10 protein-coding genes are annotated in these 12,874 nt (G+C 70.7%); 1 reads left to right on the top strand and 9 read right to left on the bottom strand.

The genetic code is table 11. The features are described from left to right. Positions 1 to 37 precede the first annotated feature (37 nt). From rhaI to ASG28_RS09430, 7 genes are all read right to left on the bottom strand, one after another. Complete coding sequence (gene rhaI, locus ASG28_RS09400; RefSeq protein WP_055974379.1) at positions 38 to 1,201, bottom strand: L-rhamnose isomerase; 1,164 nt, start codon at positions 1,199 to 1,201, stop codon at positions 38 to 40. Then, positions 1,198 to 1,602: an L-rhamnose mutarotase gene (locus ASG28_RS09405; protein WP_055974382.1), complete on the bottom strand. Its 405-nt coding sequence runs from the start codon at positions 1,600 to 1,602 to the stop codon at positions 1,198 to 1,200. Before ASG28_RS09405 ends, rhaI begins: the two co-directional genes overlap by 4 nt. Continuing rightward, on the bottom strand, positions 1,599 to 3,104 hold the full coding sequence (locus tag ASG28_RS09410) for an L-fucose/L-arabinose isomerase family protein (RefSeq protein ID WP_082454542.1): 1,506 nt from the start codon (positions 3,102 to 3,104) through the stop codon (positions 1,599 to 1,601). Before ASG28_RS09410 ends, ASG28_RS09405 begins: the two co-directional genes overlap by 4 nt. 114 nt (positions 3,105 to 3,218) lie before the next feature. After that, entirely contained in the window at positions 3,219 to 4,283 is a 1,065-nt protein-coding gene (rhaS, locus tag ASG28_RS09415) for a rhamnose ABC transporter substrate-binding protein (RefSeq protein ID WP_055974384.1), read from the bottom strand. Positions 4,284 to 4,338: 55 nt separating this feature from the next. Next, entirely contained in the window at positions 4,339 to 5,469 is a 1,131-nt protein-coding gene (locus tag ASG28_RS09420; RefSeq protein WP_082454543.1) for an ABC transporter permease, read from the bottom strand. Continuing rightward, the gene (locus tag ASG28_RS09425; protein WP_055974386.1) at positions 5,462 to 6,487 is read right to left on the bottom strand and encodes an ABC transporter permease; all 1,026 of its coding nucleotides are present in this window, start codon (positions 6,485 to 6,487) and stop codon (positions 5,462 to 5,464) included. Before ASG28_RS09425 ends, ASG28_RS09420 begins: the two co-directional genes overlap by 8 nt. Further along, positions 6,484 to 8,094, bottom strand: a complete 1,611-nt coding sequence (locus tag ASG28_RS09430; RefSeq protein ID WP_082454544.1) for a sugar ABC transporter ATP-binding protein — start codon at positions 8,092 to 8,094, stop codon at positions 6,484 to 6,486. The genes ASG28_RS09425 and ASG28_RS09430 overlap by 4 nt, the downstream gene beginning before the upstream one ends. Before the next feature lie 221 nt (positions 8,095 to 8,315). On the opposite strand from ASG28_RS09430, the gene ASG28_RS09435 reads away from it, so the two are divergent. Next, complete coding sequence (locus ASG28_RS09435; RefSeq protein ID WP_055974389.1) at positions 8,316 to 9,344, top strand: LacI family DNA-binding transcriptional regulator; 1,029 nt, start codon at positions 8,316 to 8,318, stop codon at positions 9,342 to 9,344. 29 nt (positions 9,345 to 9,373) lie between these two features. Here ASG28_RS09435 and ASG28_RS09440 read toward each other — a convergent pair whose 3' ends face one another. Then, the gene (locus tag ASG28_RS09440) at positions 9,374 to 11,965 is read right to left on the bottom strand and encodes a glycoside hydrolase family 78 protein (protein ID WP_055974392.1); all 2,592 of its coding nucleotides are present in this window, start codon (positions 11,963 to 11,965) and stop codon (positions 9,374 to 9,376) included. Positions 11,966 to 11,967: 2 nt separating this feature from the next. Then, a complete protein-coding gene (locus ASG28_RS09445) occupies positions 11,968 to 12,873 on the bottom strand; it encodes a carbohydrate ABC transporter permease (protein ID WP_055974396.1) in 906 nt (301 codons plus the stop codon). Position 12,874 lies beyond the last annotated feature (1 nt).

Genomic DNA, 12,874 nt, shown 5'->3' on the forward strand with positions numbered 1-12,874 from the left:
TCTCTGGGACGTCGGTGGTCGGGGCGGGGGCGGCGGCTCAGGTCCAGCTGAGCTGCTTGCCGCCGACGCGCTCGGCGGCGAGTCGTTCGGGCGTGCCGCTCGCGAGGTAGGCGGCCATCGGGTCGCGGGGCAGGCCCCGCGACTCGCGCCAGTCGGCGAGGGCCGGGCGGACGTCGGTGTAGAAGGCGTCCATCAGCACGGCGTTCGCGGCGAGGACGTCGTGGGAGGCGCGGGCGGAGTCGAGCGCCGGACGGTCGACGAGCAGGGCGCGCGCCGTCATCTCTTGCACGTTCAGGACGCTGCGGATCTGGCCGGGGATCTTGTCCTCGACGTTGTGGCACTGGTCGAGCATGAACTGCACCGGTGAGCCGACGTCGAGGCCGCCGCCGTCGACGACCTCGAACAGGATGCGGAACAGCTGGAACGGGTCGGCCGCCCCGACGATCAGGTCGTCGTCGGCGTAGAAGCGCGAGTTGAAGTCGAACGAGCCGAGCTTGCCGAGGCGCAGCAGCTGCATGACGATGAACTCGATGTTGGTGCCCGGGGCGTGGTGGCCGGTGTCGAGGCACGTCAGCGCCCGGTCGCCGAGAGCGCTCACCTGGGCGTAGCTCGTGCCCCAGTCGGGCACGTCGGTGTGGTAGAAAGCCGGCTCGAAGAACTTGTACTCGAGCACGAGCCGCTGCTCGTCGCCGAGGCCGGCGTAGATCTCGGCGAGCGACTCGGCGAGGTGGTCCTGCCGCTGGCGCAGGCTGTCCTGCCCGGGGTAGTTCGTGCCGTCGGCGAGCCAGATCTTGAGGTCGCGCGAGCCCGTCTCGTGCATGATCTCGAGGCAGCGCAGGTGGTGGTCGACCGCCTTGCGGCGGACGGCCGCGTCGCTGTGCGCCAGGCTGCCGAACTTGTAGGCGTCGTCCTGGAACGTGTTCGAGTTCACCGTGCCGAGCGAGACGCCGAGCCCGGCCGCGTACGAGCGCAGGGCGCCGAAGTCGTCGACCTCGTCCCACGGGATGTGCAGCGCCACGCTCGGCGCCAGGCCGGTGTACTCGTGCACCCGGGCGGCGTCGGCGATCTTCTCCTCGGGCGTCCGCGGGGTGCCCGGCGTGCCGAACACCTTGAACCGCGTGCCCGAGTTGCCGAAGGCCCAGCTGGGCAGCTCGATGGCCTGGCGCTCGAGCGTCGGGGCGATGGACTCGAAGGTGGTCATGATGCTTCTTCCGTCGTGGTGGTGTGGGGGGTGGGGTAGCGGCCACCGCCGGGGAGGCCGAGTTGGGCCTCGAGGTTGAAGACCTGCGTCAGCAGCTCGAAGCCCTCGTCGGGCGGGGTGCCGTCGAGCGAGGAGAAGAACTCGGCCATCGAGGCCTGCCAGCGGGCGTTGACGTCGGTGCGGGCCATGGCGGCCTGGGCTGACTCGAGCGAGATCGCCTCGACGTAGCCGACCAGCAGCCCGTCGGGTGAGGCGAAGAGCGAGTACGAGTGCCAACCGCTGTCGTGCAACGCCTGCAGCATCTCGGGCCAGACCTCGGCGTGACGTCGCGCGTACTCGGTCAGGCGGTCCGGCGACACCTGCAGGCGGAAGGCGTAGCGCTCGTGTCCGTCGGCGGTCATGCCGGCTTCCCCGTCGGTCCGAGGCTGCGGGCGAACCCGTCGGCGTCGTCGAACGGAGCCGAGACGTGCCGGTGGTCGATGCCGAGCAGAGAGGCGGCCGCGGCGACCTCGCGGGCGACGTGCCCGACGCAGAGCCCCCAGTGGTGCCCGATGCCGGTGCGCGACCACTGGTCGACCCACTCACCGGGGTCGCCGCCGAAGTCGACGCGCGAGGTCGTGTTGCCGATCGCGAGCAGGGGCCCGGGGACGACCTCGCCCTCGCTCGTGACGAAGGACAGCGCCCCGTCGCGGTCCTGCCCGAGGCCGAACGTCGTCACGGGCCCCGGTTGCACGTCGAACTCGACGCTGACCCCGTAGCCGCGCTTGCCGTGGAAGACGCCGAGACCGCGGAGGATCGGCCGCGACGACGAGATCGCGAGGTGCGCCGGACCGTCGTGCCCCATCTCGACCACGTCGTCGTCGAAGTTGATCGCCTGGATCTCGGTGAACGAGCCGCCGACCCCGAGGGCCTGCGCCGCGAGCATGGCGACCGACGTGCGGAGTTCGTACTCCCCCACCGCGGGCAGCCCGCGGGCGTTGAGCAGGGAGGCCCCGAGGATCATCCCGGCCCCGAGCCGCTCGTGCTGCTCGCCTTCGAGCCCCCGGTGGTAGTAGGCGAGCGAGTCGAGGTCGAAGTCGGCCACCAGCCGGTCGAGCCCGACCGAGACGCGGGCGCCCCAGTCGAAGTCCTCCTGGTCGACCGACGCGTCGACCTCGAAGACCTCGCGCGCCAGGCCGACCCGCTCGCGCACCTCGGCGTCGGTGACCGCGTCGACCCGTACCCGCAGGTCGTCGAACTCGAGCACCTCGACGTGCGAGCCGAAGTGGGTCGACAGCAGGGTCAGGTCGGTCGAGACGTCGAGCATGCCCGGGTACAGGTGGCCCATCAGGCCGTGTCGTGCCTCACGCAGCCGTGCGCGGACGCCGGCCGCGTGCACCCAGCGCTCGATCCGGGCCCAGGCTCGTTCGCTGCGCAGGTGTCCGGTCACCGAGCGGAACTCGATCCCGGCCCGGCGGAACACGTTCGCGACCTCGGGCACCGGGCACTGCCCGCAGTAGGCCAGCCAGAGGCCCGTGTCGAAGCGGTCGTGGTCCATCTTCTCGCTCGGCTGCAGGTCGATGACGAGCACGGGCACCCCGGCCCGCTGCGCGATCGGCAACACCATGGACGAGGTCAGGTAGGTGGTCAGGAAGACGACGATGAGGTCGCAGTCGGCCGTGCGCAGCGTGTCGGCCGCGACCCGCGCCTCCTGGGCGTCCGAGATGAATCCGGTGTCGACCACCTCGGCGTCGAGGCCGCCGAAGCGGTCGACGACGTAGCGGGTGGATTCCTGCAGCTGGGGCAGCAGCCCGGGGAACTGCGGCCAGTAGGTGCCGAGTCCGCCGGCCACCAGACCCGCGCGGGTGCGACGGCGGCGGAAGGGGGGCAACAGGTCGCCGACCGGCGAGGCGGTGGTGCTCATGGGTGATCGCTCCGATGCGACGGCGCCGAGGAGGCGCGGGTCCGGTGTCGAGGGAGGGTGCCCGGAGGCGGCGGGTCGGGTGGTGACCCCGCCGCCCCCGGTCACCGATGACGACTAGAAGTCGTAGTCGTCGATGTTGTCGGCGCTGAACTCGGTCGGCGGTCCGACGATCACGATGCCGTCGGCGCCGACGGTGCGCTCGCCGAGGTCGCCCGCGGTGAACGTGTCACCCTCGTCGCCGGTGATGGTGCCGTCGACGAGTGCCTGTCCGGCGTAGGCCGCGACCTCGCCGAGCTGGGCGGGGTCCCACAGGGCGAACGCCGTGACGGTGCCGTCCTTGACGAACTCGCGCATCTCGTTGGGCAGGCCGAGGCCGGTCAGGGCGACCTTGCCCTTGTACTCGGAGGTCGACAGGTAGCGGGCCGTCGCGGCGATGCCGACCGTGGTGGGCGAGATGATGCCCTTCAGGTCGGGGTTGGCCTGCAGCAGGCCCTGCGCCTCCTGGAAGGACTTGGCGTCGTCGTCGTCGCCGTAGACGGTGCTCACGATGGTGATACCCGCGTAGTCGGGGTTGGTGTCGACCTCTTCCTGGATGTACTTGATCCACTCGTTCTGGTTCGTGGCGTTCGCCGTCGCCGAGAGGATGGCGATGTCGCCCTGTCCGCCGATCTGCTCGCTCATCTGACGGATCTGGATGAGGGCGACGTCCTTCGCCTCGACCTGGCTGACGAACACGTCGCGGTAGTCGGGGTTGGTGTCGGAGTCGAACGCGACGATCTTCGCCCCACCGTCACGCGCCTCCTTCAGGGCCGGCCCGACCGCGTCGGGGTCGTTCGCCGCGATGACGATCACGTTCGTGCCCTGCTGCGTCAGCGTGTTCAGGAAGGTCACCTGCGACGAGGCACTGGCCTCGAGCGGACCGACGACGCTGTAGTCGTAGCCGATCGCCTTCGAGGCCTCCTCGCCGCCGCCGAGCACGACGTCGGTGTACGGGTTGTTGAGCTGCTTCGGCACGAACGCGATCGACTCGGTGCCGCCCGAGCCGGAGCCCGAGCTCGCGTCGTCGCTGCCGGCCGTCAGGGCGCAGCCCGAGGCGACGAGCGTGACGGTGGCGAGGGCGGCGACGGTGGCGGCGGCGCGCCTCAGGGTGCGGCCGCGGGGGAAGGTGGGGAACTCCATCGTTCTGTCCTTTGCTGTGGGTGGGAATCGGGTGGCGGTGGGCGGGAGGGATCGGTCAGGAGTGCGCGGCCGAGGCCGCCAGCACGTCCCTGGCTGCTCGCCGGGCCCGGGATCTCTCCCGGGCGACGGCGATCAGGCTCGGGGTGACGACGCTGCCGACGAGCAGCAGGCCGGTCACCACGTTGAGGACGACGTCGCTGATGCCGCCGAGCCGCAGCGCGTAGCTGATGCTCGAGATGATCAGCACGCCGGCGACGACGCCCGGGATCGACCCGCGCCCGCCGAAGATCGAGACGCCGCCGAGCAGCACCGCGGCGATGACGGCGAGCTCGATGCCGGTGGCGTTGTCGCTGCGGGCGCTCGAATAGCGCAGCGTCCAGTAGATGCCGACCAGGGCCGAGACGACGCCGGTGGCGACGAACATCCAGAACTTCACCCGGCCGACGTGGACGCCGACGAAGCTCGCGGCCTCGGTGCTGAAGCCGATCGCGGGCAGGGCCCGGCCGAACGAGCTCTTGTGCAGCAGCACCCCGAAGAACACGATGATCGCGAGCACGCCGACCATGACCGTGGGGATTCCCGTGCCGCCGATCTTCGACGTGAAGAACGACGTGAGGGCCGGCGGGAAGTTCGCGACCGCGTTGTCGCCGATCACCACGAGGGCGAGACCGCGGTAGAGCGCCAGGGTGCCGATCGTCACCGCCAGGCTCGGCAACCCCACCGTGGTGACGAGGGCACCGTTGACGGCACCGCACACCACGCCGATCAGCACGCAGACGACGAAGATCTCGGGGATGCCCCAGCCGGCGGCCCAGAGCACACCCATCACGGCGCTGGTGAGGCCCGCCGTGCTGGCCACCGAGAGGTCGATCTCGCCGGTGATGATCACGAGGGCCATCGGCATCGCGATCATCAGGATGGGGATCGCGTCGAGCAACAGGAACCCCGTGGTCTGCACGCTGGCGAACCGCGGCACCGTCAGGGCGCAGACCAGCAGCGTCGCGAGCAGCGCGTAGACCATGATCGCGCCGCGACCGGTCAGCAGCCGACGCCGGCGCAGCGTCTTCTCGGCCGCCGACTCGGTGTCTCGCGCACCCGAGGGCGGACGCGACGAGGAGGCGCGGGTGGGGTCGACGGCGGGAGCCCCCGTCACCGAGGCGGTCGTGGTGGTGGTCCGGTCAGGCATTGGTGGCCTCGCTCGTGCGCAGTCGTCGGGCCGTGCGGATCGAGGCGATCCGTTCGACGAGGATGGCGGTCAGGATGAGGATGCCGACGATGGCCTGCTGCCAGAACTTGTCGACGCCCAGGGCGGTGAGGCTGCTCGTGATCGTCGTCAGCAGCACGGCGCCGATGGCCGCGCCGACGACGCTGCCCGAGCCGCCGAAGATCGCGATGCCGCCGACGACGGCCGCCGCGACGATGTCGAGCTCGAGACCCGTACCGGTCGTCGCCCCCACCGAGTTGAAGCGCGAGGCGTAGAGCACACCCGCCAGACCGGTCAGCGTGCCGTTCAGCACGAAGGCCGTCAGCACGCGCTTGCTCACCTTGATGCCGAACAGGCGGGCGGCCTGGTCGTCGGAGCCGATCGCGTAGAGGTCGCGGCCGGGGCGGGTCCGCGCCAGGAAGATCGCGACGAGCACGACGACGACCACGGCGATGATCGTGATGATCGGGATGCCCACCACCGTGTCGACCGACAGACGGCCGAAGGCCGCGGGACGGTCGCCGGCGAAGTACTGCTGCCCGCCGGCCCAGGCGTTGTTGAGGCCGCGGTAGATGTAGAGCATGCCGAGGGTGATCACCAGCGAGGGCACCCGCGCCACCGTGACCAGGAACCCGTTGATCGCTCCGAGCAGGGCACCGATCGCGAGCCCGATGAGGAACACGAACACGATGGGGATGCCCGGCGCGGCGTTGAACACCGTGCCCGTGGCGAAGGCCACGAGACCGAGGATCGAACCGACCGAGAGGTCGATGTTGTTCGTGATGATGACGGTGCCGAGACCGACGGCCATGATCACCGTGATCGTCGCGTTGAGCATCAGGTCCTTCACGCCCTGCGGCGACACGAAGAGCGGGTTGGCGATCGTCGTGACGATCACCAACACGATCAGGGCCGAGGCGACGGGCACCTCGCGCTGCTTGACCAACGACGCGAACGGGCTGCGGCCCGTCGTGGGGGCGAGGGCGTGGGACGTGGTCATCGGGCGGCCTCCGTGGTCGGGGTCGGGGTGGCGGTGCCGGTCGGGGTGGCGGTGCCGGTCGGTGCGTGCTCGGTCAGGTCGGTCGCGCCCGAACCGGTGGCGGCGTGCATCACGCGCTCGGCGGTGGCCTCCGCCCGGTCGAGCGTCGCGGTGAGGCGACCCTCGTGCATGACGAGCACGCGGTCGGCCATGCCGAGCACCTCGGGCAGCTCGGACGAGATCATCAGCACGGCGATGCCGCGCCCGGCGAGGTCGCTGATCAGCCGGTGCACCTCGCTCTTCGTGCCGACGTCGATGCCGCGGGTCGGTTCGTCGACGATCAAGAAGGTGGGATCGGTCGCCAGCCACTTCGCCAGGACGACCTTCTGCTGGTTGCCGCCCGACAGGGTCGACACGGGCAACTCTTGGCTGCCGGTCTTCACCTGGAGGCGTGACGACCAGTCGGCCGCCGCCTCGCGCTCGCGGCGGGCACTGACGAGGCCGAACCGGCTGAGGGTCTTGCGCAGGGTGAGGGTCGTGTTGCGGCTGACCGACATGTCCATCACGAGCCCTTGCTTGCGGCGGTCCTCGGGCACGAAACCGATCCCGGCCGTGATCGACGCCATCGGGTCGCGCTTCGGCAACGGACGCCCTGCGATCGTCACGCTGCCCGCGTCGTAGCGGTCGATGCCGAACACGGCCCGGGCGACCTCGGTCCGGCCCGCGCCGACGAGCCCGGCCAGGCCGACGATCTCGCCTGCCCGCACCTCGAACGAGATGTCGTGGAAGACGCCCTGCCGCGTCAGACCGTCGACGCTGACGACGGTGTCGCCGACCCGCGCCTCCTGCTTGGGGAAGAGCTGGTCGACGTCGCGCCCGACCATCGCCCGGACGATCTCGGCGGTCGTGACGTCGCCGGTGGCGTGCTCCGAGATGAAGGCGCCGTCGCGCATCACCGTGATGCGGTCGCTCAGGCCGAAGACCTCGTCGAAGCGGTGCGAGATGAACAGGATCGCGCTGCCACGGTCGCGCAGGGCCCGCGCGACGCCGAACAACCGCTCGACCTCGACCCCGCTCAGTGCGGCCGTCGGCTCGTCCATGATCAGCACCTTGGCGTCGAGCGAGATGGCCTTGGCGATCTCGATGATCTGCTGGTCGGCGATCGAGAGGCCCTCGGCGACGCGGTCGGGGTCGATCGGCACACCGAGACGCTCGAAGAGTGCGCGGGCGTCGGCACGCATGGCGGCCCGGTCGATGAACCCGAAGCGCGAGGTGGGCTGGCGCCCGACGAAGATGTTCTCGGCCACGGTCAGGTCGGGGAAGAGCGTGGGCTCCTGGTAGATGACGCTGACGCCCGCGGCCTTGCTCTCGGCCGGGCTGCGGAACACGATCGGGTGCCCGTCGAAGAGGAAGTCACCACTGTCGGGCTGGTGCACGCCGGCCAGGATCTTGACCATCGTCGACTTGCCCGCGCCGTTCTCGCCGACCAGCGCATTGATCTCGCCGGCCCGGAGCTGCACGCTGCCGCTGGCCAGGGCGACCACGGCACCGAAGGTCTTCCGTGCCCCGCGGAGTTCGAGGACGGGAGCCGTCGGCGAGAGGCCGGGGGGCGTCGGGTCGATCGTCATCGATCGTTCTCCTCATCGAGAAATGAATCGTTTCAAAGTGGGTCGGGGACGACACTAGGGGCGGGGCCGGACGGCGTCAAGCACCAGTTCCGTCACGGGCGCGCCGCACCCCGACGGCCCTGCCCCGACCCGGCGGCACCGCCGCCTAGACTCGGCCCGGTCGGCCCGGTGTCGGCCCCCGGCCGTCGGCCGGCGCGAACGGCCACGATCAGGAGGCGCGGGTGGAGTCGGTCAGCATCCGCGACGTCGCGACGACGGCGGGCGTCTCGGTCGGGACCGTGTCGAACGTGCTGAACCACCCGGCCAAGGTGAGCCCGGCCACCGTCGACCGGGTGCACGCGGCCATCGACGAGCTCGGTTTCGTCCGCAACGACGCCGCCCGCCAGCTGAGAGCCGGCGCCAGCCGCGCCGTCGGGCTGATCATCCTCGACGGCAGCAACCCCTTCTTCAGCGACCTGGCACGGGGCGCCGAGACCGCTGCCGAACAGGCCGGTCGGGTCGTACTGCTCGGCAACAGCGACCAGCAAGGACAGCGCGAGGCGCATTACCTCGACCTGTTCGAGCAGAACCGCGTGCTCGGCATCCTCATCTCACCCGTGGGCGACGTGACAGAACGCCTCGCGAGGTTGCGCCGGCGCGGCACGCCCGCCGTCCTCGTCGACCGGCAGGCAGGGCTGACCCCGTTCTCCTCCGTCTCGGTGGACGACGTGCGAGGGGGACACCTCGCCGTCGAGCACCTCGTCGAGATCGGAAGACGGCGTCTCGCGTTCGTGGGTGGGCCCCTCGGCCTGCAACAGGTCGCGGACCGCCTCGACGGCGCCCGGGCGGCCGCGCGGTCGGCGGATGCCGAGGTCACCCTCGAGGTCGTCGAGGTGCCCGGCCTCACCGTCGAACACGGGCGGGCCGCAGCCGCCGAGCTGATGGCGAGGCCCAGGACGGAACGCCCGGACGGCATCTTCGCCGCGAACGACCTCGTGGCGATGGGCGTCCTGCAGTCACTCGTGATGCTCGGCGACCTCAGGGTGCCCGGCGACGTGGCACTGATCGGTTACGACGACATCGACTTCGCCCGGGCCGCCGTCGTGCCCCTGAGCTCCATCCGCCAACCCAGCACCCTCATCGGTCGGACCGCCATGGACATCCTCCAGGACGAGATCGACGACCCGACCCGCGAACCACGCCGCGTCGTCTTCGCGCCCGAGCTGGTGGTCCGGGCGAGCACCGTGCCCGGGTCCCCGCCGACGTCCTGACGGCGGGGCCCGACCTCGACCTCGACGGGTCAGGCCGTGCCGACCTCCTCGGCGACCGGGCAGGTCAGCTCATGGCGCCCGTGCCCGACCTCGAGAACGGTCCCGTCCGGCAACGAGACCTCCCCGGTGGTCCCCACGGGCAGCGTCACCGTCAGGTGGAACGCCTCGCCCGCCAGTCGCCAGGCCGCCGAGACCTCGCCGTACGGCGAGAGGTGTCGGCCGGACGCGTGCGTGAGTCCCCCGCCCGGGCGTGGAGCGAACCTCACGCGTCGCCACCCGGGCGCCGCGGGCGCGAGGCCCGCGACGGTCGCGTGCATCCAGTCGGCCACGGCACCGAGCGCGTAATGGTTGAAGCTCGTCATCTCTCCGGGATTGACCGTTCCGTCGGGCAGCATGCTGTCCCAGCGCTCCCAGATCGTCGTGCCACCCATGTCCACCGTGTACAGCCACGAGGGGCACGAGCGCTCGAGCACCAGGTCGTAGGCCCGGTCCACGTGCCCCGCCCCGGTCAAGGCCGGAGCCACGACGGGTGTCCCCGCGAAACCCGTGGCGATGCGGTTGCCGGCGGCGGTGACGAGTTCGGCGAGACGGTCGCCGGCCGTCCGGGCGTCGTCTCCTCGGACGAGCCCGAACTCGAGGGCGAGGCCGAGGGCGGTCTGCGCATCGCTCGTCGTGCGACCCCGGCCGTCGGTGTAGCGACCGACGAACGCGACCCGCACCTCGTCGGCGACGGTGTCGTAGTGGGTCGCGTCGGCGGTCCTCCCGAGGACCCGTGCGGTCATCGCGAGGTGCCGGGTCGACCAGTAGAGGTATGCCGTCGCGACAAGGTGGCGGTCGGTCAGCGCGTCGGCCGGGTCGTCCGGAGGCGCAGCGGGGTCGAGCCAGTCGCCGAGTTGGAAGCCCTCGTCCCAGATCCGGTCCTCACCGGCCCTCGAGACGATCAGGTCGACCCAGGCCTTGGCGGAGTCCCACTGGCGAGCCAGTACCCCCGCGTCGCCGAAGCGCTCGTAGAGGGTCCAGGGCGTCAGCACCGCGGCGTCACCCCAGACGGCCCCCGGCTCGATCGGCTCCCACGAGGGGCCGCCGGGGATGCGCGGCACGAACCAGGGCACCGTGCCGTCGGGAAGCTGGTCGACGGCGAGGTCCTGCAGCCAGGAGCCGAGCATGCCCGAGCAGTCGTACAGGAAGGAGGCGGTGGGCGCGAAGACCTGGATGTCACCCGTCCAGCCGAGTCGTTCGTCCCGCTGGGGACAGTCCGTCGGGATGTCGACGAAGTTGCCCCGGGTGCTCCAGAGCACGTTCTCGTGGAGGCGTTCGAGACCGGGGTCGGAGCACGAGAACCAGCCCGTCCGCTCCATGTCGGTGTGCAGCACGCGGGCGACCACCGCGGTCGGATCGAACTCACCCGGCCAGCCCTCGATCTCGGCGTATCGGAAGCCGTGGACGGTGAAGCGGGGCTCCCAGGTGACCGGCCCGTCACCGCGCAACGTGACGACGTCCTCGGCGGCGGCCAGCCGCAGGGTGCGTCGGTAGAGCTCCCCGTCCTGCAGCACCTCGGCGTGACGCAGAGTCACGACCCGACCTGCCTCGCCGTCGACCGTGATGCGGAGTCGACCGACGAGGTTCTGCCCGAAGTCGAGCACGACGGTGCCCCGCGGGGTGATCCGGTGCGCCACGGGGGTCAGTTCGTCGGTGCAGCGCACCGGGGGCTGCTCGGGCGCGACGAGAGTCCGGGGGTCGCGCTCCCCCACGGTCACAGGGGTCCATCCCCGGCCGTCGCCCCCGACGGAGGACCAGGCGTCATCGTCGAGGCGGAGGTCGTGGCGTTCACCGTCGTAGAGCCCACTGAACGAGATCGGACTCGCTTGCGCCTCCCACCGGTCGTCCGTCGCGACGACCACGCGCCTTCCGTCGGCGAGTTCGACCTCGAGCTGGGCCAGGAACGCGAGATCGGTCCCGTAGAGGTCGTGGTACCCGCCGTTGAAGCCGAGTCGTCCCCGGTACCAGCCGTCGCCGAGCCACGCCCCGAGGACGTTCTCGCCGGCGACCAGGAGGTCGGTGACGTCGTGGGTGCGGTACCGCAGGCGGCTGCCGTACGAGGTCCATCCCGGCGAGAGTTCGTCCGAGCCGACCCGTGTGCCGTTCAGTTCGGCCTCGAACACACCGTGGGCCGTGGCGTAGAGCCGGGCCGAGACGACATCGCCGTCGAGCTCGAACGAGCGCCGGACCCGGGCGGGCCGCCGGTCGGTACCCGCCTCCTCGTCCCACGAGCCGCCCACCGGCCGGGCCTGCCAGTCGGACGGTGCCAGGAGGCCGGCCTCGAGGGCCGTCGAGGCGCTCCACGGCGACACCGAGCCATCGGCGCCCGAGACCCGGACGCGCACCTGGACACGCTGCCTCGATGCGAGGTCGGCGAAGGGCCAGGGCACGAGCACCTGATCGCGCGTCGAGATGACGGCCGTGGCCACTCGTCGCGCACCGGACTCGAGGGCGATCTCGACGGACTCCTGTCGCCAGCCGGTCGGCCCGTCGAGCTGCCAGCTCAGACGGGGACGCGGAGTGCCGAGACCCAGGGCCTCACGAGTGTGCTCGACGCGGAGGTCGGTGACCGTCGTGCTCATCGTCATCCCTTGACCGCCCCTGCGGTCAGACCCTTCTGCACTTGCTTGTTGAGGAACAGGTAGATCACGAGGATCGCCCCGACGTTGAGGCAGATGGCTGCGAAGAGCGGTCCGTACTGCACCGATCCGAACTGGCCCGTGAAGTTCAGCAGGCCGACCTGCAGCGTGCGGAGCGATCCCGAATTGGTGAAGGTCAGCGCGATCAGAAGGTCGTTCCAGAGCATGAAGAACTGCACCAGCCCGACGGTGAAGAGCGCATTCCGCACCATGGGCAGCCCGACGAGGAAGAACGACCGGATGAGTCCGGCGCCGTCGAGGGTCGCTGCCTCGAAGATCTCGCGGGGGACGGCGCGGAAGAACGTCGCCATGAGGAAGACCGCCAGAGGCAGGCTCGTCGCGGTGTACGTGATGAGCAGCGGCCACAGTGTGCCGGTGAGGCCGAGACGGAAGTACGCCGCGAACAACGGCAACAGGATCATCTGGGTCGGCACCATGATGCCGGCGAGGAACGTGATGAGGATCGCCCCGCGTCCCTTCCACACGAGGACCTCGAGGGCGAAGCCGGCCATCGAGCCGAAGAGCAGCACGAGCAGCAACGACGGGAAGACCGTCAGGACGGAGTTGAGCGCGTACTGCGCGAAGTTGCCCTGAGTCCACGCGAAGACGTAGTTGTCGAGATTCCATTGCCGGGGCAGGGCCCAGACGGGCTGTTCGAGGAACTCGGTCTGCGTCTTGAACGAGCCGAGCAGCATCCAGACGAGCGGCCCCAGGACGATGACGAGGAGGAACGCCACGAGCACGCCGCTGACGACCTGCCCGAGGCGTCGTCGCGGGGCCCGACGCCGACGCGGTGCGGGACGACGAAGGGGCGTGGCCGCGGGAGGGAGGGAGGTGTCGACTGAGGTCATC

Origin of the sequence: Frigoribacterium sp. Leaf415 (genome assembly GCF_001424645.1) — a bacterium.
In the GTDB taxonomy this organism is placed as follows: domain Bacteria; phylum Actinomycetota; class Actinomycetes; order Actinomycetales; family Microbacteriaceae; genus Frigoribacterium.

What these genes read in the sequence shown, in the direction of transcription:
- ASG28_RS09430 (WP_082454544.1), bottom strand. Translation starts at nt 8,094, where the DNA reads ATGACGATCGACCCGACGCCCCCCGGCCTCTCGCCGACGGCTCCCGTC.
- ASG28_RS09440 (WP_055974392.1), bottom strand. Translation starts at nt 11,965, where the DNA reads ATGAGCACGACGGTCACCGACCTCCGCGTCGAGCACACTCGTGAGGCC.
- ASG28_RS09410 (WP_082454542.1), bottom strand. Translation starts at nt 3,104, where the DNA reads ATGAGCACCACCGCCTCGCCGGTCGGCGACCTGTTGCCCCCCTTCCGC.
- ASG28_RS09445 (WP_055974396.1), bottom strand. Translation starts at nt 12,873, where the DNA reads ATGACCTCAGTCGACACCTCCCTCCCTCCCGCGGCCACGCCCCTTCGT.
- ASG28_RS09425 (WP_055974386.1), bottom strand. Translation starts at nt 6,487, where the DNA reads ATGACCACGTCCCACGCCCTCGCCCCCACGACGGGCCGCAGCCCGTTC.
- rhaI (WP_055974379.1), bottom strand. Translation starts at nt 1,201, where the DNA reads ATGACCACCTTCGAGTCCATCGCCCCGACGCTCGAGCGCCAGGCCATC.
- ASG28_RS09405 (WP_055974382.1), bottom strand. Translation starts at nt 1,602, where the DNA reads ATGACCGCCGACGGACACGAGCGCTACGCCTTCCGCCTGCAGGTGTCG.
- rhaS (WP_055974384.1), bottom strand. Translation starts at nt 4,283, where the DNA reads ATGGAGTTCCCCACCTTCCCCCGCGGCCGCACCCTGAGGCGCGCCGCC.
- ASG28_RS09420 (WP_082454543.1), bottom strand. Translation starts at nt 5,469, where the DNA reads ATGCCTGACCGGACCACCACCACGACCGCCTCGGTGACGGGGGCTCCC.